25 protein-coding genes are annotated in these 26,560 nt (G+C 41.7%); 11 read left to right on the top strand and 14 right to left on the bottom strand.

Annotated features, from left to right (window positions below; all coding sequences use genetic code 11):
- Positions 1 to 3: 3 nt before the first annotated feature.
- Positions 4 to 558 carry a TetR/AcrR family transcriptional regulator gene (locus CCS02_RS12910; protein ID WP_100186326.1) on the bottom strand — a complete coding sequence of 185 codons (555 nt, stop codon included), beginning with the start codon at positions 556 to 558 and terminating at the stop codon, positions 4 to 6.
- Positions 559 to 680: 122 nt separating this feature from the next.
- On the opposite strand from CCS02_RS12910, the gene CCS02_RS12905 reads away from it, so the two are divergent.
- The 3 genes from CCS02_RS12905 (at position 681) to CCS02_RS12895 (ending at position 3,272) form a co-directional block, all read left to right on the top strand.
- Positions 681 to 1,178: an HPP family protein gene (locus CCS02_RS12905; protein ID WP_100186325.1), complete on the top strand. Its 498-nt coding sequence runs from the start codon at positions 681 to 683 to the stop codon at positions 1,176 to 1,178.
- A 221-nt stretch (positions 1,179 to 1,399) separates the two neighbouring features.
- Complete coding sequence (locus tag CCS02_RS12900; RefSeq protein WP_100186324.1) at positions 1,400 to 2,083, top strand: 7-cyano-7-deazaguanine/7-aminomethyl-7-deazaguanine transporter; 684 nt, start codon at positions 1,400 to 1,402, stop codon at positions 2,081 to 2,083.
- Between the two features lie 265 nt (positions 2,084 to 2,348).
- On the top strand, positions 2,349 to 3,272 hold the full coding sequence (locus CCS02_RS12895; protein WP_100636780.1) for a SphA family protein: 924 nt from the start codon (positions 2,349 to 2,351) through the stop codon (positions 3,270 to 3,272).
- Positions 3,273 to 3,431: 159 nt separating this feature from the next.
- Here CCS02_RS12895 and CCS02_RS12890 read toward each other — a convergent pair whose 3' ends face one another.
- From CCS02_RS12890 to CCS02_RS12865, 6 genes are all read right to left on the bottom strand, one after another.
- Positions 3,432 to 4,175, bottom strand: a complete 744-nt coding sequence (locus CCS02_RS12890; protein ID WP_100636779.1) for an oligogalacturonate-specific porin KdgM family protein — start codon at positions 4,173 to 4,175, stop codon at positions 3,432 to 3,434.
- 271 nt (positions 4,176 to 4,446) lie between these two features.
- Positions 4,447 to 4,947 carry a YgjP-like metallopeptidase domain-containing protein gene (locus CCS02_RS12885; RefSeq protein ID WP_011978025.1) on the bottom strand — a complete coding sequence of 167 codons (501 nt, stop codon included), beginning with the start codon at positions 4,945 to 4,947 and terminating at the stop codon, positions 4,447 to 4,449.
- Positions 4,948 to 5,081: 134 nt separating this feature from the next.
- A complete protein-coding gene (locus tag CCS02_RS12880; RefSeq protein ID WP_100186322.1) occupies positions 5,082 to 6,491 on the bottom strand; it encodes a bifunctional diguanylate cyclase/phosphodiesterase in 1,410 nt (469 codons plus the stop codon).
- A 148-nt stretch (positions 6,492 to 6,639) separates the two neighbouring features.
- Positions 6,640 to 7,413: an inositol monophosphatase family protein gene (locus CCS02_RS12875; protein ID WP_100186321.1), complete on the bottom strand. Its 774-nt coding sequence runs from the start codon at positions 7,411 to 7,413 to the stop codon at positions 6,640 to 6,642.
- Between the two features lies 1 nt (position 7,414).
- Positions 7,415 to 8,464, bottom strand: a complete 1,050-nt coding sequence (locus CCS02_RS12870; protein ID WP_072838579.1) for a LacI family DNA-binding transcriptional regulator — start codon at positions 8,462 to 8,464, stop codon at positions 7,415 to 7,417.
- Positions 8,461 to 9,258, bottom strand: a complete 798-nt coding sequence (locus CCS02_RS12865; protein ID WP_100186320.1) for an MBL fold metallo-hydrolase — start codon at positions 9,256 to 9,258, stop codon at positions 8,461 to 8,463. Before CCS02_RS12865 ends, CCS02_RS12870 begins: the two co-directional genes overlap by 4 nt.
- 197 nt (positions 9,259 to 9,455) lie before the next feature.
- Between CCS02_RS12865 and CCS02_RS12860 the strand changes: the two genes are divergently transcribed.
- The 4 genes from CCS02_RS12860 to CCS02_RS12845 all read left to right on the top strand — a co-directional run bounded on the left by CCS02_RS12860 (position 9,456) and on the right by CCS02_RS12845 (position 13,493).
- Positions 9,456 to 10,553, top strand: a complete 1,098-nt coding sequence (locus CCS02_RS12860; protein WP_100636778.1) for an ABC transporter ATP-binding protein — start codon at positions 9,456 to 9,458, stop codon at positions 10,551 to 10,553.
- Positions 10,543 to 11,691 carry an ABC transporter substrate-binding protein gene (locus CCS02_RS12855; RefSeq protein ID WP_100186318.1) on the top strand — a complete coding sequence of 383 codons (1,149 nt, stop codon included), beginning with the start codon at positions 10,543 to 10,545 and terminating at the stop codon, positions 11,689 to 11,691. Before CCS02_RS12860 ends, CCS02_RS12855 begins: the two co-directional genes overlap by 11 nt.
- A 102-nt stretch (positions 11,692 to 11,793) precedes the next feature.
- Positions 11,794 to 12,642 (top strand): ABC transporter permease, encoded by an 849-nt coding sequence (locus CCS02_RS12850; RefSeq protein WP_100636777.1) that lies wholly within the window; start codon positions 11,794 to 11,796, stop codon positions 12,640 to 12,642.
- Positions 12,642 to 13,493, top strand: coding sequence for an ABC transporter permease (locus CCS02_RS12845; RefSeq protein ID WP_100636776.1), 852 nt, complete (start codon positions 12,642 to 12,644; stop codon positions 13,491 to 13,493). The genes CCS02_RS12850 and CCS02_RS12845 overlap by 1 nt, the downstream gene beginning before the upstream one ends.
- 4 nt (positions 13,494 to 13,497) lie before the next feature.
- Here CCS02_RS12845 and CCS02_RS12840 read toward each other — a convergent pair whose 3' ends face one another.
- A complete protein-coding gene (locus tag CCS02_RS12840; protein WP_072838585.1) occupies positions 13,498 to 14,220 on the bottom strand; it encodes a sulfite exporter TauE/SafE family protein in 723 nt (240 codons plus the stop codon).
- Between the two features lie 131 nt (positions 14,221 to 14,351).
- On the opposite strand from CCS02_RS12840, the gene CCS02_RS12835 reads away from it, so the two are divergent.
- Positions 14,352 to 15,260 (top strand): LysR family transcriptional regulator, encoded by a 909-nt coding sequence (locus CCS02_RS12835; protein WP_100636775.1) that lies wholly within the window; start codon positions 14,352 to 14,354, stop codon positions 15,258 to 15,260.
- Here the strand turns inward: CCS02_RS12835 and CCS02_RS12830 are convergent.
- The 5 genes from CCS02_RS12830 to CCS02_RS12810 all read right to left on the bottom strand — a co-directional run bounded on the left by CCS02_RS12830 (position 15,255) and on the right by CCS02_RS12810 (position 21,705).
- Positions 15,255 to 16,070, bottom strand: coding sequence for a DUF547 domain-containing protein (locus tag CCS02_RS12830; RefSeq protein ID WP_100636774.1), 816 nt, complete (start codon positions 16,068 to 16,070; stop codon positions 15,255 to 15,257). The two genes, CCS02_RS12835 and CCS02_RS12830, sit on opposite strands and share 6 nt — an antisense overlap.
- A gap of 3 nt (positions 16,071 to 16,073) precedes the next feature.
- The gene (locus tag CCS02_RS12825; protein WP_100636773.1) at positions 16,074 to 18,224 is read right to left on the bottom strand and encodes an FAD-dependent oxidoreductase; all 2,151 of its coding nucleotides are present in this window, start codon (positions 18,222 to 18,224) and stop codon (positions 16,074 to 16,076) included.
- A gap of 236 nt (positions 18,225 to 18,460) precedes the next feature.
- A complete protein-coding gene (locus tag CCS02_RS12820) occupies positions 18,461 to 19,669 on the bottom strand; it encodes an MFS transporter (protein WP_100636772.1) in 1,209 nt (402 codons plus the stop codon).
- Between the two features lie 146 nt (positions 19,670 to 19,815).
- Entirely contained in the window at positions 19,816 to 20,799 is a 984-nt protein-coding gene (locus tag CCS02_RS12815) for a GlxA family transcriptional regulator (RefSeq protein WP_100636771.1), read from the bottom strand.
- Positions 20,800 to 20,802: 3 nt separating this feature from the next.
- Positions 20,803 to 21,705, bottom strand: coding sequence for an EamA family transporter (locus CCS02_RS12810; RefSeq protein WP_198515374.1), 903 nt, complete (start codon positions 21,703 to 21,705; stop codon positions 20,803 to 20,805).
- A gap of 165 nt (positions 21,706 to 21,870) precedes the next feature.
- On the opposite strand from CCS02_RS12810, the gene CCS02_RS12805 reads away from it, so the two are divergent.
- Together CCS02_RS12805 and CCS02_RS12800 are read left to right on the top strand one after the other, a co-directional pair.
- The gene (locus tag CCS02_RS12805; protein WP_100636769.1) at positions 21,871 to 23,052 is read left to right on the top strand and encodes a hypothetical protein; all 1,182 of its coding nucleotides are present in this window, start codon (positions 21,871 to 21,873) and stop codon (positions 23,050 to 23,052) included.
- Between the two features lie 285 nt (positions 23,053 to 23,337).
- On the top strand, positions 23,338 to 24,609 hold the full coding sequence (locus CCS02_RS12800) for a class I SAM-dependent methyltransferase (RefSeq protein ID WP_157807996.1): 1,272 nt from the start codon (positions 23,338 to 23,340) through the stop codon (positions 24,607 to 24,609).
- On the opposite strand, the gene CCS02_RS12795 is transcribed toward CCS02_RS12800, so the two are convergent.
- Positions 24,604 to 25,347, bottom strand: coding sequence for an autoinducer binding domain-containing protein (locus CCS02_RS12795; RefSeq protein WP_100636767.1), 744 nt, complete (start codon positions 25,345 to 25,347; stop codon positions 24,604 to 24,606). The genes CCS02_RS12800 and CCS02_RS12795 overlap by 6 nt on opposite strands.
- Positions 25,348 to 25,722: 375 nt before the next feature.
- On the opposite strand from CCS02_RS12795, the gene CCS02_RS12790 reads away from it, so the two are divergent.
- Positions 25,723 to 26,496: a complement resistance protein TraT gene (locus CCS02_RS12790; protein ID WP_157807995.1), complete on the top strand. Its 774-nt coding sequence runs from the start codon at positions 25,723 to 25,725 to the stop codon at positions 26,494 to 26,496.
- Positions 26,497 to 26,560 lie beyond the last annotated feature (64 nt).

Genomic DNA, 26,560 nt, shown 5'->3' with positions numbered 1-26,560 from the left:
AGATTAACCTAAGAGAGCAACAGCCATTGCTTTTGCTCTCTTAGCAGCATCTAGGTCACCCGCTACATACGCCTGTGCAATCGCTCCTTCCTTAAGCACACTTATACTCTGTGCCAAATCAGCTGGAGCCAACTTACCTGTAGAACCCACAAGATTCGCTTGAATAAAAGACGTAATATTTTGCTTATGACGCTGACATATTTCATTAACCACATGATCAGAAAACTCCCCGTTGGCTTTTACGAAAAAGCAGCCTTTAAATGGCGATAACACCTCAATTTTGTCATGAAACCAATCATCAAGCGCATCAAACAAGGCTAAAACAGCGGTTTTTCCTTCCCCAGCCGCCATCATTCTGGATGTTAGCCAATCCATAAAGATCTGGTCTCGGTAAATCAGCACAGCTTCAACCAAATCATCTTTACTACTAAAGTGATGATAGAGCGTTTTTTTTGCCACACCGGTTTCCGACAAAATCAGATTTATTCCCACAGCATGAATGCCATGTTGATAAAAAAGCTTAAACGCGGCGTGTATTAATAAGTCAGGTTTAGTCACTTCACTTCTCCCTAGTCGAAAAAGAATATTGACATGAGTGAACAGACTTGTCTACCATTAGAGAGACAAATCGGTCTACCTGTATTTACCGACGATAAACAACGTTCAAGAGGAATCCGTTCATGCTATCCAACTTTTTCACTTCATTTTATCAATCGAGATTCTTTACTATTTGCCTAGCGGGGATTGGAGCAACACTGTGTATCTTTATGATTGCCCAAGGCGCTCAGCTTGCACCAGAGTATCTTGGTATGATGGCGCCTTTTGGCGCAACTATGGTTATCCTGTTCGCCCTACCTAAAAGCCCTTTAGCTCAACCCAAAAATATTCTGGGCGGTTATTTATTAACAACCACAATAGGATTAATCGCATTACAATTCTGGGATGTAACCCCATTAACCATGGCAATAAGTGTTGGAGTCGGCGTTTCCTTGATGATGTTAACCAATACACTTCATCCTCCGGCAGGCGCGAACCCTCTTTTAGTACTATCACTGAAAGTGTCATGGGGTTTTTTACTCTCACCGGTTCTATCTGGATGCTTGCTTATTATTCTGTTTGGCTGGTGCTACCACAACTGGATCTCACGTATTGGCTATCCACTAAAGTCAAAGAATTGAAACCATACAAAGGGTTAATACACTAAAAGACACGGTAATTGTTTTTTTCCACGAACTTTCAGCTGATCAAATGCGATTTATTACATTTGGTGCTTTTTTAACCAAATGAATCATGTATAATTCCGCTCCGCATTTGACCTTACGGTCAGATGTCAAAGCAAAGCGTCATTAAATTTTAAACTTGGGTTCCCTCACCCCAATCAAACGAAAAAGGTCACAATATGAGTACTTTTACATCTGCGCAAAAAGGCAAGGCACTGTGCTACCTTGCGATGTTCCACCTACTAATCATTGCTTCTAGCAATTATCTAGTTCAGATTCCCTTCACGGTATCAGGGTTCCACACCACTTGGGGTGCGTTCACTTTCCCTTTTATCTTTTTAGCAACAGACCTCACAGTAAGAATCTTCGGCGCGGCATTAGCTAGAAAAATCATCTTCTTAGTCATGATTCCATCGCTAATCGTTTCTTACGTATTGTCAGTTGTGTTTGCTCAAGGCGAGTTTCAAGGCTTCGGGGCTTTGTCATCACTAAATACATTTGTCGGACGAATTGCTATTGCTAGCTTGATGGCTTATCTACTTGGTCAAGTACTTGATATTCAAGTATTTAATCGCTTACGCCAACTTAAGCAGTGGTGGATTGCACCTGCGGCATCGACTTTATTTGGTAATGGCTTGGACACATTGGCGTTCTTCGGTATCGCCTTTTACCAAAGCCCAGATCCATTTATGGCGCAACATTGGCAAGCAATTGCACTGGCGGATTTTGGCTTTAAACTCATCATCAGCCTTGGTTTGTTTATTCCCCTATATGGCGTGCTACTAAACTATCTAACCAAGAAAATAACAGAGGTAAAACCCGACTTCAGAATGCCAAACGCGCAAGGAAATGGTGCCCAATAAAAACCCAATATTTTTATGATAAACGATGGAGCCTCTGATCTAATCGGAAGCCCCATCGTTTTGCATGTATCAAGATTTTCCTTACTCTCCCTAGTTTTCATCGCTCCTTATAAGACAGAAATAAACATTTCATATAAACAAACCATTCTAATTAGTTACAAAGATAAACAATTAAAACCACCAACTATCCTATATGGGATATGAATTAATACTCAACTCTAGGCATGCTTCTCCACTACAACTAATAAAAATAAAAGAGGAATGTATGAATAGATTTAAATTAAACTCAATCGTCGGTATCAGTGCAGGCCTAGTCATATCAGGTTCAGTACTCGCCACTGAAAATGGTGCACCAAGTACAGCTCCAGGCATTTATGGTTTTAGCGCTGGCTATATGCCTCCAGTAACAGATATCGGTGCTTTTTCTATAAGAGGATCGATTTACAAAGCAAATAAAAATTTAAATGGTAAGGGCGACGAAAATCTAAGTGACTTTTCACAAACAGTGAAGGCGCTATCTCTCACTTACATAAAGATGACAGATACCCAGTTTCAAGGTGCCAACTATGGATACGGAATCGTTATCCCATTTTTGGATTTAGATATTGACGGCAAAGTGCCTAATTCAAATATTTCGGTAGTCGGATCAGATTCTAGTATCGCTGATATTCAAATTGTGCCTTACATTTTGCAGTGGCATCCATCAGAAAATCTAGCAACCAATACACAATTGCAAATACAAATTCCAACGGGTCATTACAGCAAAGACGATACCATCACAACAGGCCTAAATCACTGGACCTTTTCTCCTGCATTTAACTTCACTTACATGACAGACAGTGAAATTGAAATTTCCTCTAGCTTCCAGTTAGACATCAATACTGAAAACAAAGACACCAACTACACAAGCGGGATTGAATACCGGCATGAGTTTGCTATTGGTCAGCATTTAACTGATTGGACAGTTGGGCTGGGTGGTTTTTACTACAAACAACTAACCGATGACAAAGCACCAGCAAGCAGCAATATTGTGAATGGCAACAAAGGGGAAGTGGTAGCAATAGGACCAGAGCTTAGTTTCTTCAGGCCAGGCCTGCCTTTTGTCTCGTTCCATGCTTACAAAGAGTTCAAAGCAAAAAACCGTACACAAGGCTATACAGCAGCATTATTAGTTTCCCAAAGCTTTTAATACTCTCGCTAAATATTGAACCATAACACGGTGGCAGTTATCCCCTTTCTGTTTCCGTCGTTATGCGTTCAATACATACAATGATACTAGCAAATAAAGGCCTATCTAAAAGGGAAGAAAAATAGGCCTTTACAGTGCTTGAATTAAAGGCTAGTTCGCTTAGTAACTGTATTTAGCGCCAATTTTATACACAGGGCGCCAGCTATCATTAGATTTAACCTGCGCGCCTTTATAACTGTAGGTATCGCCAGATTTATAGGGTTTCATACCAACTTCTGCAAATGGGCTCCAACCACTTTTAAAGCCTTTGTATTCGCCGGTGAAATTAACTTCAGAAAAGCCTGACTTGTCACCTTTCCATCTTGGGCCTGAGCTTTCTTGGTTGAAAGTGTAATCAACTGATGCTCCAAAACCCCAATCCTCAATACCTTTGTACCCAGTAGAGAAAGTCCAACGGTTGTAATGAGAGTTTTGTTTCGTCTTATCAGCTAACTTATCGTAATGATAGCGATGACGGAAACCAACAGACCAATCATCATTTACTTTATAACCAAGACTTAAATTAAACTGATGACCTACTTTGTCAGAACCTGATTCCCACTTGTACTGCGGAGTTAAAGTAAGCGTGTCAGAGATTTTATAGCGATAGCTGATATTCGTTTGCTGACCATTGCCGCTTAGTTCATCGAAAGGATCTGCACCTTTAGCGCTGCCCCATTTTGCTTCTACACCAAAACCAATGCCATTGGCAAATCGATGACTGACTTCAATACGATCTTTATTTTCTTGATCCTGTCCATCGTATTCAGGAACGTACTCATGACGAATATTAATCGTTGTTGCATGAGCTGCAACGCTGGTTAGCCCAATCAGGACTGCTGCAGATACAATTTTAATCTTCATATCAAAACACCGTTTTATTTTTATAGGGTTGAAGTTTTAATTTAAACCCTTATTTGATTTTTTGAAAGTATTTTTGCTATGAAAATTTTAAAATAATAAAACATCGTTTTAAAAATAAGGTAGTTTCAATCTAGAAGCTAGATATGTAGAGGTTTACAAAGAAAGTGTAAAAAATAAGAAAATCAAGAAATCGAGAACCATTCTCTCTTATGAAGGCAGTTCTTCAGGGCAGGATCTATTCGAAATTGAAGATATAGTTACAGCAAGGCCATCAAGACCAAAGGTCACCGAAGCGGTCTCGATGACTGAGATATAGACGTAAATCAAACTCTAATTGGTGATAATCTGGCTCCATATAACAACAAAGCTTATAAAAGGCTTTGTTGTGATCCTTTTCTTTGAGATGTGCGAGTTCATGCACCAAAATCATCTTTAATAAAGGTTCAGGAATACGTCGAAATAAAGACGATATACGAATTTCATTTTTCGCCTTTAACTTGTTGCCCTGCATTCTAGACACAAAAGTATGCAACCCAAGGGCATTATTGATGATGTGTATCTTATCGTCATAAATGACTTTACTGATTGGCGGGGAGCTGCGCATAAACTCATTCTTGAGATCCATTGCGTATTCATACAGAGCACGAGTTCCGTTAAGTCCATGAACGTCAGGGTATTTTTTTAGCAACCATTCACCTGATTTTTCCGCCTCCAACAAACTTTGCGCCTGCTGTTGAACTTGAGGGCTATAGGCTCCAAGGTAGTTTTTCATGTCATTAACCTGACTATTTTGACTCATATATTCTGTCGCTAAACGGTTCAAAAGGGCGGAGATTTTGGCAGAATTAGAGCTAAAAAACCATTAATGAAGAGCATCGATAGTGCTATAGAAAAGAGAAAAACCAGTTAAAACAAAGTATTGCTTTGAGGCATCGCCAAGAACACACAATTTCTTCCAGCCGCTTTGGCTTGATACAAGGCCTTATCCGCTTTATTCAATATATCATCTACCGTACAGTCGCCATCCTGTCGACAAGCCACACCTAATGATACCGTAAAAAATACTTCCTGATGATCAAGGCTCAATACCATACTTGATTCTATTGACTCCCTTAACTGCTCAGCAATTCGTATAGCCTCGTCCTTTTCAGTGAACGGCAGTAAAATAGCAAACTCTTCACCACCGATTCGAGCAATAAGATCGTCTCGCCTGAGAATCGACAGACTCATCTGTGCAAGCATTTGTAGCACTAAATCCCCTGTTTTATGGCCGAACTCATCATTTACTTTTTTAAAATGATCCACATCCATCATTAAAATAGCGAGCGGAAAATGCTTCTCTCTCGACTGATTAAGAAGCGTTTCACATTGCTGAAAAAAGTAGCCCCTATTTGCCAATTCAGTTAAATGGTCAAAATACGCTCTTTTTTGAAGTGCCTCTTGTGCCCGAAAACTTTCGATCGCAATACTCGCCAAATTACTGGCAAAATTAATCAATTCAAAATCTTTTTCTGAAGGTGTTGAAGAAAAACGTTTATAGATGGCAAAAGTACCTAATAAATCCCCTTTTGACGACATGATAGGATCAGACCAGCAAGCTGCGACTTCGGCTTGACGGGCGAGCTGAATATAATCCGCCCAATAGGGATGATCATAAATATCCTCGACAATGACGCGTTGCCCTAAATACGCGGCGGTACCACAAGATCCAACATTTAAGCCTATTTTCACACCATCAATAGCTTGGTTATAAACATCAGGAAAACTAGGAGCTGCACCCAACCTTAGACATTGCTCGTCTTTATCAAACAACAACACACTGCATAACGAAAGCGGGCTTTCTTGTTGAATCTGCTTAACAATCACATTAAGAATGTCTTTTAGTGCAGAACTTTTAGCCACCATTTCCAACATGTCACTGCGGGCACGTAATCGCTCTTCAGCCACCCAATGATCTGTGATGTCATTAAAATACCAAAGTTGTTTATCCCCAATCGTGGAAAAACACATACTGATATGTCTAACAGAGTTATCTTTGCAAAACAGTGTAGCGCTTAAGTCATGCGCAGATGCATTATCACGGTATTCATGAATCCAAGGTGCAATGACGTTTTGGTAATATTCAGGTTGAGGAGAAACACGTAAGAACCAGCTTTCGATATCAAGAATATCACCCAAAACAAAACCAAAAAGCTCACTAAATGCTTTATTGATATATTCAATACGACCAGAAGACAAACTTGACCAACTAACAGCAATTGGCGTGGTATTTAGAATATCCTCTAACCGAACCTCATTGTTCTGGCTGTCTTTCATACAATATCCGTGGAATAGCGTGCTTAATGCAGAAGTTACTGCCTACCACATAGTAATACGGAACAACCTAACGAATAACAAGCTTGTAAAAAAGCTTTTTTGTGTGCTTTTTGTACGAAAACAACCAGCCCTTGCCTGCTCTAGATTTTTATACCAAAAATAGAAGCTTGTTCAAATTCTCCCATAACTGCGGACTCGCAGCCCAAACAGGATTACCACTTAGCAGCCCATCATTATTAAGAAAATCTGTTACCTGCCCGCCTGATTCTTTGATTAACAACAGTCCCGCCAAAGCATCCCAACTATTAAGATGAGATTCGAAATAGCCATGAACAAGCCCAGATGACACATGAGCAAGCATAAGAGCACCAGCGCCAAAACGTCGATATTCAACATTCTGTGTATCTAACATCAAGATAAGATCGCAATATTCTTGTACGGGTCGACGATTAGAACGACCCAAACCAATAATAGCCTGACCTTTTTCAGGATCATGAATAGCTAACCGAGCACCATTTAAATACGCCCCTTGGCCTTTTTTTGCCATGAAAAATTCATCACGATCAGGCGCATAAACAAAGCCCACCTGGATCTCGTTATTTTTTACATAAGCGACCGAAACACACCAATAATCCATACCTTGAACATAATTTGTGGTGCCATCAATCGGGTCGATTACCCATACACCGCTGGTGTTTGCATCTACGCTTTGAATCAAACCACTCTCTTCACCTAAAAAACCATCTTCCGGAAACAAGGAGCGAATCACTTGTTTTAACTCGTCTTCAACGGCTATATCTGCTTGTGAAACAAAATCTTGCCGGCCTTTCGTAGTCACTGACAGCCCCGACTGACGAATGGTTTGAGCACGTTGTCCGGCTTGTTTGATCGCGGATTCTAAAACCTGATATTCATCTTGCATGTTATTTTGCCCTTATCATGGTCGGCTCAAAGTTTGGCGACGTATTTCTAATCACCAATTTGACCGGGATCTCTTCTATACTCTGAACAATATGCGGATCTTGCCCTCTGGCTTCTAAGCGAGATAAAACACGCTTTGCGGTTTCCAAGACATCCTGATGAATAGTTGTCAGGCGGTAACTATATTGCGCAGTTTGCGGTGTATTATCAAAGCCAATAATGTGAAAATCAGCAGGCGCATCGAAGCCATTTTCGCGCATACCATCTAAAAAACCGCAGGCCAATTGAGCATTAGCACAAAAAACACCATCGACTATTTTGCCTTGCTCACAAAACCGATGAGCCGCTTGCCTTCCACCTTCGTAACCATCCATCTCGGCTGTAATCTGAAGTAAATCACTCTCATCGCAAGCGCCTTTTTCAACCATTACTTGGTAGAACACCTTGCCACGATTGATACCAGACCAAGTAGATTCCTTATAATTCAACCAACCAATAGATTTACAACCACAACGAATGAACTGCTCGGCAACAAGAGAAGCCGCCATTTTATTGTCGGAACAAACGAAGTCCACATAAGGAATGTCCATGTGACGATTAATGCCAACCACAGGGATATTGTGCTGCACGCATTCTTTAACCAAATCAGCAGGAGGCTGGCCGGACGTGACGACCACGCCCGAGACTCGAAACTGTGTAAAGCGTCGGATGGTCATTTCCAGCTCATTGGCATCACGAACTTCCGTCACCAACGCTTGATAGCCCTTTCTTTGGATTTCACTCAACAACCCTTCTAACAAACTACTACGAAAAGGATCGCTCAAACGCGCTACAACCACGCCAATTAACTGACTGCGTTTGCGATTTAAGCCTTGAGCTAAAAAATTGACTTGGTAACCAAGCTCATTTGCCGCTTGTAATATTTTTTCACGGGTTTCTCGCGCGACATTGCCTTGATCACTAAACACCCGAGACACCGACGCACGCGACACGCCAGCAAGCTTCGCAACATCCTCGGCTGACGCAGAACGACCACGTCTAGAATTTGTCACAACTTGTCTCCTTGCCCTATGGAAAGCAAATTGAAGGTCTTCTCGCTGAGATCGAGATTATCTAAATCCAGTTGCAAACCATCTCGACTCAAAAACATGTCAGGAATATCAGCCAGCGCATTAAGCAAGCTCGGTATCGCTTCATCAAAACAATGATAAATACCTAACGCTTTGACTTCTGTATCGACCAGCAATCGTTCGCAATCAGGTAAATCACCGTGAGAGGAGTCATCTGGTAATGCAGCAAAAGACGCACATTCCTGAAAAGCGATATCAGCCCCTTTCATAAGCACTTGACTGGCTAAGGTAGGACGCCCATCACCACTGTAAAACAGCGTTTTTTCATCAACAGTGATACGAATCGCTTTGTTCGACATTTCGTGTTGGGTATTCGCGGTACGAATTTGCCAATGCTTCCATTCGAATCCGTCAGTAATATCCTGCCAATGAATATCGAAACACACATGAGTTTCTGGCCACACAGCCAAATCCACCAGCGCTTGAAGAGGTTGGCGCTGTTCTGCTTGGCAAAAAATGGTCAAAGGTTCAGTACGTTTAAAACTTTTCCATTGATTAATCAACGCAGCTAGCCCGGAACTGTGGTCAGGATGAATGTGAGTAAAATAAATTACCTGTATATCATTCACATCGATATTGCGTTGCCAAATGGCTCGTGGAACCGTCGGCCCACAGTCGATAAGCCATTGGTTTTTCTGACAATCTATAATTCTAATCGAGGAAGTATTATTGCGTTTTGAAAACGCACTGCCACTGCCAATCACGTCAATTTTCATACTGTCTCACCAAGATGTCTTTTTAGCTTAATTAAATTGTCATAAAGATCCGACAAAGTAGGCCACCATAATGTCGGTTAGAGATTGCATTTTTTTTACAAAACACTGAACACGTGTTCATTTTTTGAAAAAAACTTAAAAAAACCTACCGGCGCTCATTTTATCGACCTTTTATCGGTTTGGAGTAAAGAGAAGGAATGGCGCACTTACACATAAAAAACTTACAGGCAGGTTACGGTAAAAAATTGATATTAGACAACATCAATTTAACCGTTGAGCAAGGCGAGATGATTGCATTACTTGGACCATCCGGTTGTGGAAAAACTACACTCCTCAATGCGCTATGCGGTTTTGTTCCTGTTAGCCATGGCGAAATTTTTGCGGGTAATCGTGCTGTTTCTCAGTTGCCTGCCGAAAAACGCAATATCACTATGGTCTTTCAAAGCTACGCCCTGTGGCCTCATATGACAGTCGCGCAAAATATTGGCTACGGATTAAAAGTTCAAAAAGCCAAGCGAGCAGATATCGATGTTCGAGTCGCCGAGCTATTACGCATCGTAAAGCTGGATGGCTTAGACCATGAGAAAGTCACCGCCTTGTCAGGAGGACAGCGTCAACGAGTGGCATTGGCTCGCGCTTTAGCGATCCGGCCCGATGTCTTGGTATTAGATGAACCTCTATCCAATCTTGATGCAAAGGTCCGATTAAGCGTCCGTCACGAAATCAAAGCGCTACAAAAGCAACTTGGCTTTACCTCGCTCATTGTTACCCATGATCAAGAAGAAGCCTTGGTCATGGCAGATCGAATTGCCGTATTAAACCAAGGCAAAATAGAACAAATCGGTACCCCAGAAGAAATTTACCACCACCCAAGCACGCCGTTTGTTGCCGACTTTATGGGCGCGGAGAATCATATCGAATGGCCAACTCATGATGATGCTTTCTGCCTAAACCTCAGTAACCATGCTGATCAACTAGACATTTATTTTCGTAGCAAAAGTGCTGTTTTATCAGCACAGCCAACGTCCGAAAGCACTGATTTCAATACAGGTTTAATTATCAGCGGCCAGGTCGAACAAAGTGTTTTTTTTGGCAATAACTACCAAATTAGTGTGCGCTGCGGGAAGCACACCATACAGGCTGATCACGATCAGAATCTGCCTGAGCACACTCCCGTTACCTTACATATTCCCATCGATGCTCTGCATGTTTTCGCTAAAAAAGAGAAACATTCTGACCATCAAAAAACCAATATCGTTTCTGCCAAATCAATGAGGATGAATCATGTTTGCTAAAACTCACATCGCCGTACTTGCCGCTATCGGCCTCACTCAATTTTCCAGTTTTGCACATGCAGAAACCACGCTCAATGTGGCCTCTGCTGGTAGTCAAAACATGGTGGATTATGTGAAAACGTACCTTGCGCCAAAATTTGAGGCAACTCACCCAGGCGTTAAGGTAAACGTTGTTGGTACAGGTCCTGGTGATGCAGGTTCCCACAAAATCATGGAAAAGTTATCGGCTCAAAATGATAGTGGCCTTGATAAATGGGATATTGATGTAGCCGTAGTGCATCAACAAATTGGCGGTGAACTGGTCAAAAATGGCCTGCTTTCAAAATACCGCAGCGATATAAATACAGGCAAAATGGTTTCCCGCGATAGCGCAACAAATGCTCTAGGTATCGATGTCGACGGTTACGTTATGCCTATGTTCCATAGCCAAACCGCCATCGCTTACAACAGCGACTTTATTACAACACCACCTAAGTCATACGATGAATTAGTGAAATGGACACAGCAACACCCTAAATCTTTTGGTTACAACGGCATAAAAAACGGCATGTCTGGGGTGAGCTTCGTGACCGGTTGGATTTACGCTTATGGCACAGATGCCAACAAATTGTCTTCTATGCCATACGACAAAAGCGTTGAGTCTTCTTGGGACAAAGCTTTTGCCGAACTTAAAGAGTTCAACAAAAACATCACCTTCACACCTGGTAACGCTGGCACATTAGACATGCTAAACCGTGGTGAAATCTTCATGGGGCCTGTGTGGGTAGACATGTTTTACAGCTGGAAAGAGCAAGGCAAGATTCCACCATCATTAAAGCTCTCTCTGATTGCTCCGGGTATGCCTGGGCAGCCAATGTACTACGTAACACCAACCAAAGCTGAGCACCCACAACTGGCACGAGAATTCATTGAATTAGCAACCAGCCCAGAAGTTCAAGCCGACGGTATTGTGAAGCAATTTAACTGGTATCCAGGGATCGACGCTAACTATGTAAAAGCCAAGCTTGATAACGCGACATGGGAAAAACTGTTCGCGGAAATCACACCGAGCGATTTATCAAAATATGGTAAGAGCTTCCCGATTGGGCCGTACTTTGATGACATCAAAGAAGGTTACGAGCGTAACGTTTCTAACTAAATAATAGTGACAGAAATACGTTAAACATAAGCCCTGAGCGCTGATACTCTAAATTAAGCTGCTCGGGGCCATTTTATCTCGTGTTGGTTATTGGAAATAAACATGCGTCAAACGACATCACCCAATCTACTCAAGAATCATCTTTGGTTAATCGCCCCAGCAGCGCTCATGGTTGGTATTTTCTTTTTATACCCTTTGTGCTTCTCACTCTATTCGGCCATTACATTAGACAGCGGCGAATTCACTCTCGCCCATTTGAAAAAAGCCTTCGAGCTTTACTCAAAAGACATCCTCTTCACCATCATCATTGTGCTGATCTCAGTCGCCATCTTAGCGATATTATCCATCACCATAGCCGCTCTCATTACCTTATCGCCTTTTCGCTCTTTGTCTAAAACACTGGGCTTTCTTTATCGCTTACCCTTGTTCATTCCCTTTATTGTTACCGCGCAAATGATGCGAAGCTTTTTGGCAAAGAATGGCTTAATGAACAATGCCTTTGTCGCTTCTGGCTTATTAACACCCATGGATACCGTGTCTTTCCTTGGTTGGAGCGGCATTATTATTACCTTTGTTTGGAAGCAATTGGCTTTTTCAACCTTGTTAATTTCAGGCGCGATGGCCGCCTTAGACGATTCTCAAATACGAGCTGCGCGTAATTTAGGCGCGTCACGTTTTCGTATTTTATTTCAAATCATCTTGCCACAAATCGTCCCGACGCTTGGTGTCGCTATGGTCTTATCCATTGTCACCATGATGTCGGTATTGTCAGTTCCTCTCATGATAGGAACGGGCTCGCCCACTATGATGACCGCGGACATGGCGTTCCGTATTAATTCTTATGGCGATTATCACGTCGCGAACGCACTAGGTTTAGTGTCGTACTGTATTTGCGCAGGATTGGCTTGGTTTTATCTGCGCCAAAATCTAAAAGAAAAAGGGGCGAACTGATGATTTATTCACTAAACAGCAACTTGCTAAAGACATTAAACATACGTTCTTTGCGCATAAGTTTCTGGCTGCAATGTGTTTTTATATTGTTGCTCGCATTGGCGATATTTGGGCCAATCATGAACCTACTGATTTGGACCGTAACAGAAAGCTGGTACTTTCCTCATGCACTACCAAGCCAATGGGGTTTTAAGTATTGGCAGCAAGTGTTTAATCCTTACAGCGATGTTTCAGGGTCTTTATTTACCAGCTTATTGATTGCGGTATTAACCGTGGTGGTTTGTTTAATCGTCTCAGTTCCCGCTGGTTACGCGCTATCAAAACGCAGTATGCCGTTGCGTGTTTTTTGGATGTTACTGTTTTTAATTCCTCAGGCGTTTCCAAATCTAACCGTGTACATGAACATAGCTCGACTATTTTATGACTTCGGTTTGAATGGCACCTTGTTGGGTGTGATCTTGGTCCATAGTGTGCATGGTTTAATGTTTTCCATTTGGATCAGTGTGGCGGCATTTTCCTCGACAGATCCCATGCTAGAACGCGCTTCTAGAAATCTAGGCGCTGGGCCTTTCTATACCTTCTTCCATATTGTGTTGCCACAAGCAGCGCCGGGGTTAATCGCCAGCTGTATTTTTGTCTTTTTAGAGTCATTAGACGAATTTACTGGCACTTTCTTCGTAGGTTCACCGAATATCAGTACATTACCGCTTTTGCTTTATACCGCCAGCATAGAAGGCAACTATCAGATCGCTTCGATAACCGCTTTAATTCTGCTCGTGCCTTCCATCTTATTTATGATCATTATTAATAAATTTATACGACCAGACATGCTATCCAAACTGGGAAAATAAATGACTAAAAAAGAAACAACTTCACAGCGGCGATGGTCGACATAATACGAATCATCCATTTGAACTGGACTGGATTCACTTTTTTCAAAAAGTGATAGCCAATGAATGAACCAACGACCAGTCCAGGAATGGCGTATAAACTGGCTTGCGTGCTTTCGACAGACAGCAAACCAAGGCTGATGTAGAAAGGCAATTTAAGCACGTTAATGATAAAAAATGCCCAAGCACGAGTACTTACGTAGGTTTCCTTATCGAGTTTTTGCTCTAGCAAGAAGAGACTAAAGATAGGACCTGCAGCGTTGGCCATCATGGTGACTATACCGCCAAAAAAGCCCATTGAATAAGCCGCCCAAGGCTTTTGCATGAACGAAGCTGGACGAAAGTCCAAATACAATCCCAAGGCGATCATCAAAATAATCATGAAGCCTAAAAAGTTGACGAATTGATCCGCGTCGATGTTAGCCAAAAACCGACTAGCAACAAACACACCCAAAAATGCCAAGGGTAAAAATCGCGCCAATACCGCCCATGCAATTTTAGATCGGTAGCTCCACACTGCCAGAATGTCGGTAATAATATAAAGCGGCAATATCATCCCTAAAGCTTCAGGCCCAGGAAAGGCGATCATCACAATAGGCAGCACCAACAAGCCCATGCCACCAACTGAAAATTTAGAAAAACCGGTAATTAATCCCGCCAAAAATAGCACGACGAATGCTGAATCCACTTATGTATCTCCTTCATGAAACTAACAGTAAGGCTCTTTTAATGATTGCCATGATAAGACATATAATGAACAATAAATAATCTCGTTTTATTATTAAAACGATCATAGTTACTAATCATGTAGTGAGCTTTATGAAACTGGATCAGTTAAGAGCCTTTATTGCTGTGGTCGAAACGGGAAGTTTTCGCTCTGCGGCCGATTCGATCCATAAGACTCAACCGGGGATTAGCGCGGCCGTAAAAGCCTTAGAAGAACAATACGGAATTTTATTATTTGATCGTAACAGTTATCGCCCAACGCTGACCGCCGAAGGTCATGCTTTTTTCCAGCAAAGCAAAAAGCTCATGTCTCAAGTTTTACAACTGGAAAACTTAGGTCACGACCTCGCACAAGGTACAGAAGCGCCACTACAGCTCTGTTTAAGCCAAATGGCGCTAGACGATGACTGCATGTCCCGAATCAAAGCTTTTCAGCTTCAGCATGCTGACATCGCCTTAGACATCACCACAGATCATCTCTATGGCGTGCAAGAAAAGCTCGTCAAGAACAAATGCGAAATCGCTATTGGCCCAAGATACGGACTCGATGACCGGCACGCTTTTATCGAGCTAAACAAAATCACCATGATGGCCGTGATCAATCCCGATTTACTCGCCACACTCAGTGCAAACGACGCCAAAATAAAACAACAGTCACTGTATTCAATCCCACAAATTTTAGTGACGAATACGGCAGAAAACGCACCAGAGAACGGACATCAATACGTACTACCAACGGGGAAACGTTGGTATGTAAATGATTTTCAAGCAAAAAAAGCCATACTATTACACGGTCTTGGCTGGGCGAGAATGCCAAAACACTGCATTCAGTCGGAGTTAGATAATGGTCAACTAGTGCCAATGGAAGTAGAAAATTTCACCTCACAAAATCAGCTGCCTATTTTTATGATTCGTTTACGCCATCAAACACAAAGTTATCAGGCGAATATTTTTTGGGAAATGATGAAGAACTTTTCGAATGTCACTAGAACAGATCTATAAAGTTTTATTTAACGCCCAGTCATAATCCAAAAAGCGAATAGTCATATCTTTGTCTTTTAGCTTCTGAACCTCTTCAGGGCTTAAAGACAAATCGGCGGCGTGATCGACCAGAAACTGTTCCAACGACGAATAACCTTGCCAGCCTTTTTCAAAGTCTTTTCGATACCATTTAAAAATCGATGAAAGCGCCAACTTGCCGTTATCTATTCGATTTCGACTACGATCTTCCAAGAAAAGCCGAGTTTGCTCGCCTAACTGAGTATCTAAATACTTTCCGGTATAGGCTTCATTTCGTAGCGCCGGGCAACCGATACTGGCGCAATTAACCGCGAAATGAATGCGTGGGTCTTGGTAACGATCCGAACCGCGAATCAAGGTGTGTTCGATATCATCCAAAGAACGCGTTTCACCCAATAACGGAATAAAAGACTTGCTCCACGGCGAGTTAAAAAAACTGCCCAAATCTTTGATCGAGTCCAAATCAGGCCACTTAGTAAGAATCAACGCCACCGTCCACGCATTATAGGCATTGATCAAAAAAGCCAATTGCTCGTCTTTCGGCCAAGCATCAAACTCAGCGTTACTCACTTCGGACAAACTCGCTAAGTAGCTTTTCAGCTGAGACTTATCATCGGCAAAGCCTTGATAATCCACTTGGCTTGCCTGACCGCCCTTGAGCATCACCACATGCTGTTTGAGCAAGGTATCCCATGCTTGATGATCAAACCCTTTTGCGATCACCTGCGCGCTAAACAAGGCAGATAAAATGACACTAAGCAGCGTAACAACCAGTACTCGAAGCGTTTTCATACACTAACCTCGACGCCAAGTGTGGTATTTTTCCAACCAGTTCAAAATACGCTGTGGCGCGTGGGCACGTTTCCACTCGCCTGCGGCGTATTTATTGGCTTCCGCCCATGTTGGATAAGTGTGAATGGTGCCGAGCACCTTGTTCAGACCCAGACCATGTTTCATCGCTAACACAAATTCGGCCAATAAATCCCCAGCGTGCTCGCCCACAATCGTCACACCTAGAATCTTATCCTTGCCCGGCGCAGTCAGCACTTTCACAAAACCTTTTGCGGCGCTGTCTGCAATGGCACGATCCAGATCATCCAGTTCGTAACGCACCATTTCATAGGCAATGCCTTTGTCTTTCGCGTCTTGCTCACTCAAGCCGACTCGCGCGACTTCAGGATCAACAAAGGTGGTCCAAGGAATGACTCGATAATCGACACGGAATTTTTTAAAGGTACCAAATAAAGCATTCACCGCCGCGTACCAAGCTTGATGAGCCGCTACGTGAGTAAATTGATAAGGCCCAGCCACATCGCCTGCGGCAAAAATATTCGGATAAAGTGTTTCAAGGTAATCATTGGTAACGATGGTGCCTTTGGTTTCAATGCCAAGGTTTTCTAAGCCGTAACCTTCAAGACGCGCTTCGCGGCCAACCGCACAAATCAGCGCATCAAATTCAACCACCGACTCCTGTCCTTCGTGCTCAACAATCAAACGCTTTGCTTCACCTTCTTTTTCACAGCGCACGGCACTGTGCGAAGTCAGCATAATCACGCCATCTTGGATTAAGCTTTCTTGCGCTAAAGCAGAGACTTCTTCGTCTTCTCTTCCCATGATGCGAGCCGAGCGCTCAACTTGCGTCACTGTCGACCCCAAGCGAGCAAAACTTTGTGCCAGCTCACTGCCAATAGGACCGCCGCCTAACACAACAAGGCGCTTCGGCGGCTCATCGAATTTAGCGAAGGCTTCCCACATGGTATCGCTGGTGTAATAACCCACCTCTTCTAGGCCGGGCAAATCTGGCACAAAAGGGCGAGCGCCAGTTGCCAATACAATACTGCGCGCCGTTAAGCGTTTCGTTCCGCCTTCATTTAATTGAATTTCCACCGTCCAAGGGTCGATCAATTTGGCATAACCTTGCACCACATCGACACCCATTTTGCTGTAACGCTCAACACTGTCATGAGGTTCAATTTTTGCGATCACATCGTGAATACGTTGCATGACTTTTTTGAACGAAAACGTCGGTTCGCTGCTGTTCAATCCATAGTTTTCAGCATGGCGCATTTGATGGGCAACTTTCGCGCTTTTGATTAATGCTTTACTCGGAATACAGCCGTAATTTAAGCAATCACCGCCCATTTTGTTAGCTTCAATCAAGGTCACTTTGGCTTTCACTGTGGCTGCAATGTAAGCACTCACTAAGCCACCAGCCCCAGCACCAATAACAATCAAATTTCGATCAAAGGATTTTGGCTTGGTAAATCCAGCATAAACGCGACGCGCTTTCACTACATCGACTATTTTTTTCGCGATAAGAGGAAACACTCCCAACAACACAAAAGACAATAATAACGAAGGCGACAAAATGCCCGACAAACTCTCTAACTGACCCAATTGCGTGCCAGCATTCACGTAAACCAAAGTACCGACGAACATGCCAACTTGGCTCACCCAGTAAAAGGTGAAAGCACGAAACGCGGTCAAACCCATCAGCAAGTTAATCAAGAAAAAAGGAAAGATCGGCACAAGACGAAGGGTGAATAAATAAAAGGCGCCCTCTCTCGCAATGCCTTCGTTAAAGGCTTTTAAACGACCACCAAAACGCGACTGCACCATGTCTTGCAGTAAATAACGTGACACCAAGAACGCCAACGTCGCACCAATGCTGCTAGCAAAAGACACGATCACGGTTCCCCACAACAAGCCAAATAACGCGCCTGCGGCCAAGGTCATAATCACTGCACCGGGCAAAGACAAAGCGGTAACGATAACGTACAACAGCAAAAATGCACCGCCAACCAATAACGGGCTTTCGTCGCGCCAAGCATCAAACTGCGTAAGGCCAGATTTCAAACCGTCTAGTGTTAATAACTGATTCAAATCGAAATAGAAAAAGCCCGTGGCCAATGCTGCAATCAATACCAGCAATGCAATTTTTTTCATTAGTAGAACTCCAAAAGAGCCTTTCAACTCACGGTGAAAGCCAAGACAAGAATCGATATATAAAGGTTAGACTCGACTCCAGTGTAAATTATTACAGCATCTTGGCGTATTTTCTAAAATAAACCCAAAAGTGTATAAATAAGAGAGTAAAGCAAAAGCAGAAAAGCTGCACGGCATAGCAGCTAAAGACGGCAACGCTTACGAAAAAGCGTTGCCGAGAAAGGTAAGGAATCGAGCTAAACGACGGCTTTAATACGACCAGCCCACAGGCTAAACAACACGCCAAAACAGCAAATACACAAGATCAATACGACCAAACCAGAAAGACCATAAACCGCGATTGCCGTTGCAAACGTCGGTGGCCCAACAGTTGCACCAATATTACCAAACTGAGCAAGTAAGCCATAACCTTGCGCTTGTTCACTTGGATTACGGGCGAGAGTTGGAATCATCGCCAACGCAGAACCCGGCACCATGCCAAGAAACAGCACCATCACACCAACCACAACACAGAAGAGTTCAGCCGAACCACTGATGAATGACAACACAATCACGCTAGTTGCCACGCCAAAATACGCCATCAATGCAACACGCTGCGGACGCATCAGATATTGCGCAATGGCGCCTGCCAAAAAAGTACCGCTGGTACTGATTAACGGCAACACAACCAACATCAACTTCTGCAATGACGAATCGCCAATCAGCCCTGGAATGTAGGTCAACACGGACACAAGTGTGCAGGTATAAAACAAGAACACACAGCTAGGCAATAAAGCGCGAGGATTGCGATAAATTTTTATCATCTGCTTAAAGAAGCCATCCTGAATTTCCGTCACTGGTACCAAGTCCAGCACTGGATTTTTTCTTAGCTTGAAGAACAACACCACACCGATTGTCATGATAAAAACGCCATGGCTTAAAAATAAAGTTTGCAAACCATATTGATCTAAAATGTTCTTACCAGCCCAACCACATAGCGCAAACGCGACACCAAAAAAGGTGCCCCAAATGCCCATGGTCAAAGACTTATGCTGCGGCGCACTTAACTTAGCAATCAAAGTTGGTGCCGCGACAACAACACCTAATTGAGAAAAACCTTCCAGCATTCGAGTTATGAATAACAGATTAAAAGGCGGCAAAGTTGACTGAACCAGCGATAAGCCACCGCCCAACAACAAAGCGCCAACCAACACCTTCAAATAACCGACACGACTCGCGATCATGCCCGCCGACACACCGAACACCAACCCAGCAATGCCAACCGCAGACAATGCCGCACCAGTTGACGTTGCACCAGCTTGATAATGCGCAAGTAAATCATCGAAAGACACCGAGAACTTCGCAAACTGCATCGCAGCGGCAATACCCGCCACCCAAAGCAAAATAACGTTCAACCACTGGGTTTTAGGCTCAGTGATTGATGAATGAAAAGAGGTGTTTGGCATCTCGCTTCCTTATTAAAATGAAAATTAAGCCATCCATTAATGAAGAGATGCACTTAAAGCTGACCTGACGGACAAATTATGGCCGCTATTCTAAAACAAAAAGCACCAAAGATGGGCAGGTATTTATAACTAGAGTAAGGAAAGGCTTAGTATTTCGCTCGATAATGCGAAGGAGGAAATGAATGTTGTCTCGCCCAAAGACGACGAAACTGCCTTGGATCATCGAAGCCACAACGTTCTGCGACCTCTTCTATTGGCATAGAGGTGCTTTGCAAAAACTGCATCGCTAAAGCGAGTCGCAATTTATGGATGTACTCTCGTGTCGTTACACCAGCGCTTTCTTTAAACAGCCGCACAAGTTGTCGCGGGCTACATTGGGCGACGTCAGCTAAACATTCCAATGACCAATCACGAGCAGGATCAACCTGAATAGCATCTTGCACACGGTGCACGCTTTGATGAAAATGATTGCGGTTTTCTAACCACGGAGATTGACTAGGATCATTGGGACCACGGCGAGAGAACAGCACCATATGACGCGCCACCTGACTCGCACAATTTGCGCCAAATTCCTGCTGTATAAGATACAGAGCCAAATCAATACCGGCCGTCACACCAGCACTACTATAAAAATCACCATCTACGGCAAACAATCGATTGGAAAGCACTTTAGCACTGGGCTCTGTTTCTTGTAGTTCGTCGAGATGCATATGGTGAGTGGTACAGGCTCGACCCGCTAAAAGCCCAGCTTTAGCAAACAACAAAGTCCCGGCACAAATACTAATATAACGGCCAATGTTGCTGGCTCTTTGACCTAACCAATTGATAGCGGCTTCCATAGCAGGCGTCTCTAAATCAATACGATCACCCGCCAATCCTGTACTAACGACCCAGCTATTAGCCACCATAACATCAGGTAAAGGCTCAACTTGAATATCCAAACCCAAGGTGTTTTCAACCTTTGTTTCAGGGCCAACAAAATGCAGCTCGAATTGTTTCAATTCCTCACATTCAGCTCCAATTGCAAACCGATTGCTATATTGGAAAGCCTCCGCAGGGCCAATCGTATCCAACAAAACACTATTTGGTAGCATGATAAAATAAACAGGAATCTTAGCTATCGCGGACACTCTTTATGCCTCTTTGAACATTGTTTTTATCTGATAGAAAAGCCGGGCGCCAAAGGTATTCACCAACAATCCCATTAGGACAAAGCACACCCCAATCCATTGTAATGCTAATAAGCTTTCATCCAATATGGCAGCCGCAAAGGTCAACCCCACGACAGGAACACCCAAAGTCAACGGCGCAACCTGACTCGCAGGATAACGGCCCATCAAATATCCCCACAAAGAATAACCTAAAATCGTCGCCACCAAGGCAAGATAAACCAAAGCACCGATAGAAACCCAACTCATACTAAGTAGAGCCGATTGCATCAACTCAGGCCCTTCCATCAACCAAGAGGACACAAAGAAAGGCAATGGCGGCACCCAAGCGCTCCAAATAACCAAGTTCACATTCACCGAGTAGCCTTTCTGACTCATTGTGCGAGCACTAATATTGCCCATCGCCCAACTCGCCGCGGCAAACAAGGTCAGGATAAAGCCAAACAAGGTCATATCGCCGACACCAGACACTACCGCAATCATCAGCAAACCACTGCCCGCTAAAACAATCTCCAGCACTTGATGCAAGCGCACACCTTCTTTCAAAAAGACCAACGCAAACACCATGGTAAATAAAGCCTGAGACTGCAATACCAAAGACGCCAGTCCCGCAGGCATACCATTCGCCATCGCTATAAATAAAAAGGCAAACTGCATAAACCCCATCGGCAGCGCATAAATGCACCACCATTTCAGCGGAATATTTGGCCGTTTAACCAACAAACAACCAATCGCCGCCACCGCTAAAAAGCGTAAACCACCCAACAATAAAGGAGGCACTTCACCAAGACCAAAAGAAATCACCACAAAGTTTAACCCCCAAGCGAGGATAATCACCAGAGCCAAGAGACTGTCTTTAAACGTCATAATACGTTCCACCATTAAATTTGATAGAAGCATTATAAAAAGGTGATATGGGATAAACGAGGACAGACAATAGGGTCAAAAGAGACAAGACAACTTATTAATGCACATAGGCTTCTTTTGAATTTATAATACTCGCTGTCTTAGATTTAAATTAGGTACTTTGTTTTGGATAAAAAAAAATACTCCACTGTTACTCAACCGCCACCTGAAACCCAAAATCTAGGAGCATTATTAAATGCCTTTATGGCATTTGCAGGTATTACGAAAGAGACTTATTCTGTGATAACAGAAGAATTGACTGAAGATGTTTATCGGCACACCACTATCTCGTCTGACAGTCTTAAAAAATATAACAACGAGATATTTCCAAGCTCTTATGCTAGAAACACAATCAAGCTAATGTTTAAAGAGATATGTGATGAATCAGTACAACAACAGTGGATGGATTCATTTTCAGAGATAGAAAAACAAAAAGTGGCAAATGACACAATAAAGAAAAGTGCAAATAAGAAAACAGACTCAAAAAGCGCCAAAGAACCTCAAGAATTAGACACTACCGAAGAAGAAAAGCCTAAAGTTGAGCCGTATAAAAAAATAGTCACCCCTAAAATAGCACTATTCATTTTCATATTATTATCTGTACTTTATTTACTCTACTCAATAGTTAATAAAAACGAAAAAAGACCCTCTGACACCCCATCTATTAGTACACTAAAAAAAATCATAAACAATCCGCCTGATACTTCCGTGAAAAAACCGATAACAGACTCTAAGGCAGCTATCGTTTTATCTGAAGGGCTTTTATTAGATGTTTATTCGCTTGGGGATAAATACAAAAACCTTCCAGACAAACCAGAGGGTCTAAAAATTGCTAGATTACCCTTGAATAAAGGTGGAGAATTTTCGTTTGTTGACCATATAGTGAATGAAAATATAGCCAATTCTACAGCAGATAGAGATGTAGGTTTGCATTATCAAGGCTATATAGATTTAAAAGGTAATGGAGAATTTATTTTTCAACTTAACTATCAATCTGGTGAACACTTTATTCAACAATTCCCCAAAAAGTGCCAACTAACGTTAAAAGTAAATAATGAAAGTATTTTTGATAAAAAAGTTTATGTAGGTCAAGGTCAATCATACAGTATGCAAAGTACTGCCGATTTTTCAGCAGGATTAAATCCTTTTAGCTTATGGTTTGCATGCCCTAACTTGAGAAGCTTCTCACCAAAACAAGACTATAATGCCTTTAAGGATACATCGGTGACCTTATACATCAAACAACCAAATGATAAGGAAATAACAAAAATAATGGCCAATAAATTCTCTTATGATCCTGATAAATAGGAATAAGATTATTATTTTACTGAGCTTTGCTAGATACATCTTAGAATGAGTATAGTTTTCAGAAAAATAGGAGATATTTTTTATCTTAAATCGCATTTTTTAATGCGATAAAAATCATTTAAGCTTCTACAAAAAAAACATAAACCATTGAATTGTAATTATTTTTTAATTTAATTCCACTTACATTACACCTTCAGAACACTTTCGTTACACTTCCAATTGCCTGTAAAAAATCACCCTATGAAAAAAAATACATTCTCCAAAACTCAGAACTCGGAGAATGAAATGATCAACGCTATAAATATGTTAAAAACCAAAGATAATGCCTTTGAATCCATTAAGAAAAGTATACTCAGAAAGTTACCCAATGGTATTCATTTGGCGCAAAACCAAGAGGAAATTCAAGCTATTATCGATCTTAGGAAAAACTACTACCAAGACAACAGTGATGAGGTTAAAGCTTTTCATAACGATGGTTTAGATTCTGATGGATATGTCTTTTATAGTACAGATTCGAAAGGAAATATAACATCAACAATACGCCTATTATTAGATTCCAAAGAAGGTTTTCCAGAAGAAAAATTATTACCAGAATCAGTACATAAAATGAGGGGGGAAGGAAAAAAGTTTGCTGAGTTAGGTCGTCTGCTCATTCTAGAAAATAAAAGCATCTTGCTCCCTTTGCTCTACAAAGTAGTCCTTGATGTAGCACACATTCTAGATGTGGATGCCATTCTTATTGTAATGAAGAAAAGCAACTTTTCATCACATAAAAAAATCATGGCAGTCAATATACTTTCAGAAAATATGGGATTTAGCTGGGATAAGGAAAAAGCTGCACTCTGTTTGGTAGAATGGGATATAAATGCAAATCAGGACAAATTTTACAAACTAGCCAAGCGAACGACTGATCACAAGTTTAATAAAGAAATATGGGACCAGTACAGTACTTATCATTTAGGGGTTTGTACCTCTGTACAACACCAAGTATATAGTGAGTTAGCATCAAAGGTAAAAGGTCATATCCTAGATCTAGGTTGTGGAACAGGTCGAATAATGGGCTTTATTCAAGAAAACCCTCAATCCCTTAGCTATACTGGGATTGATGTTAGTAACGGGATGATTAAACTGGCTATAGAACTTAAAGAAAGGTTAGCCTATAAACAAGCCAAGCTGATTCTATCCAATATAGAAAATATTGAAGGAAAATATGACACTATCGTTTCCACTCTTAGTTATTATTGCTGGCATAACAAAAAAAAATGCTTGAACCATATAAAAAGCGTGCTTTCTGAAAACGGGAGTTTTTTTCTAGTTACCCCAAATAGTGAATTTGACAAAGAAAGGCTAACTCGATTAGTCATAAGAGATTCTTTCGGTCACCCATACTTAGATAAATTTCTCTCGTATAATTTCGATATCGCAGAAAATGCTAACTACCCAACTATGGACGAGTTAATTAAGCAAGTAAGAAAGGCTGGTTTCTCTATCGTTTCCGCGCATAGCAACTTTTTTCTTGGAGGTGTTTCCTGTTTAGAGTTAAAAAATCAGCTATAGATATTCATCTATATTAATAGTTCCAAGCATATACATCAGTTCATTTGTTGATATGCCCCCGAACTCTTCTCTAATATTAAGTAAAAGTTTTTCCGCATAGCGACGACTTATAGGATAATGGCGCTCAATCTCTGTTAAGGCTTCTCCACTTAACAGGTGTTTGAGCACCATTATTTTTTTTTGTGTAAGTGTCTCTAATAATGGAGCGATAAAAAAACGAAGATCTTCTTTAGACTCCATCACCTTATAGTGATAAGACCTAGATAACCTCTCCAGCTCAATCATAGATGATGCTTTTAAGTCTTTAAAATATTGATTTTCAGGATTCTTTGTAATCACTGAAATCCCAGCTATTGCAAACTTCCCATAGAAAACAGGAATAGAAAGCCCATTGTAGATACCAAAATTTTCTTTAGCATCGACAGTGACTTTTTTTTCATCTTGCGTAACATTTCCTAGGTTTATTTCTTCCCACCAATCAACAGGAGTACGCCGACCTTGGCTAGCTAACCTCAATACAAAATCCCTATTGCCATAGTCATTCTTGATATAGTGTGAAACAAATGAAGAGAAACCTTCAGAAAAATGCAAGACAGGTTGAACCATAGAGTTCAAATACATTGGTCTTGGATAAAACGAATAAAGGACAGCATCAAAACCCATTTTTTTAATTTCATCGGTCAAATTCTCAAAACTATCACTAACAGAACTGGCAAAATTTGCCTTACTTACATCCATAGTTATCTTCTCAAAATGATCTAAAAGCACGATTCATCAATGTCTTCATACGCCTTCGGATATAGATCCATCTTCAACATGACAGACTTCAGCAGTTACTTATCTTTTGGAAATAGAATGACTTATATCCCTAAAGTGGCTTACTTTTATCAACACTCCCCTCCTCATCACCTAAAATGTGCAAAAAAATGTAAAGAAAGAGTAATTTCCTACATTGCCAGAATAAGGAAAAATATCCACTATCTGAAAAATTATCGTTGAGTACCAGCGATACACATAGTGAAAAAACTCATAACTACCAATCAGTTAAGATGGTTTTTTTTGCGCAAACATATGATTTATACCAAATTCATGAATGAGAAGGAATATTTTGTTATGAATACATTTTTTAAAACAGGCATAATTTTTGCCATCTTATATACCCTTGTTGGTTGCTCTGCAGTAAATACCATGGCAAAAAAACAAGACCTTGCGGTTGAATCACGTCTTAGTCATTCAATTGTATTAGAACCAGTAGCACCTTCAAAACGCATAGTCTATGCAAGAGTAAGAGACGTAAGCGGCAACAAAATGCGCCAAGATATGCAAAAGAAAATCGTTGAGCATCTTACATCAGAAGGCTTCACTGTCACCGAAGATCCTACAAAAGCAAATCTAATGCTAAATGCAACCATTCTTTCAGCCAGCAAAATGACAGCAGACGAAGTAAGCAGGTCTCTTTCTAGCGGCTACAAAGGTGCAGCCGAAGGCGCACTTATTGGTGGAGGACTTACGGCTATTACAGGTGGATCAAACTCTGACGCTCTAAAAGCTGGTGCACTGACAGCGGTAGGTGGCTTTTTAGCTGACGCCTTTGTTGAAGATGTTTATTACACTTTTGTAATGGATGTTGAACTGCGAGAAAGACCTTTGGAAGGTGATTCCATCGAAAATTCGAAAAAGAGTATCAGCGCAAAAGGTATGAGCAGTCAAAACGCAGCTAACTTGACCGTAGCCAAGAGCTCGGTTGAACGTGGCGAAAACTATAAATGGATCACTTACGAAACACGTATCGTCACCACTGCCAATCAGATGAACCTCAAAATTGAAGAAGCAATTCCAGCTGTACAAGACAAAACAGCCTACAGTTTGTCTGAAATGCTACTTTAATAGCCCCATCCCAAAGTAGGCTTCGAATATTTTTATATATTGAAGCCTACCTAACATACAAAAT

The sequence above is a fragment of the Marinomonas sp. ef1 genome (assembly GCF_002806845.1).
GTDB classification, from domain to species: Bacteria; Pseudomonadota; Gammaproteobacteria; order Pseudomonadales; family Marinomonadaceae; genus Marinomonas; species Marinomonas polaris.
Note: the sequence above shows the minus strand (reverse complement) of the source record. Positions and strands in the feature narration are given on the sequence as shown.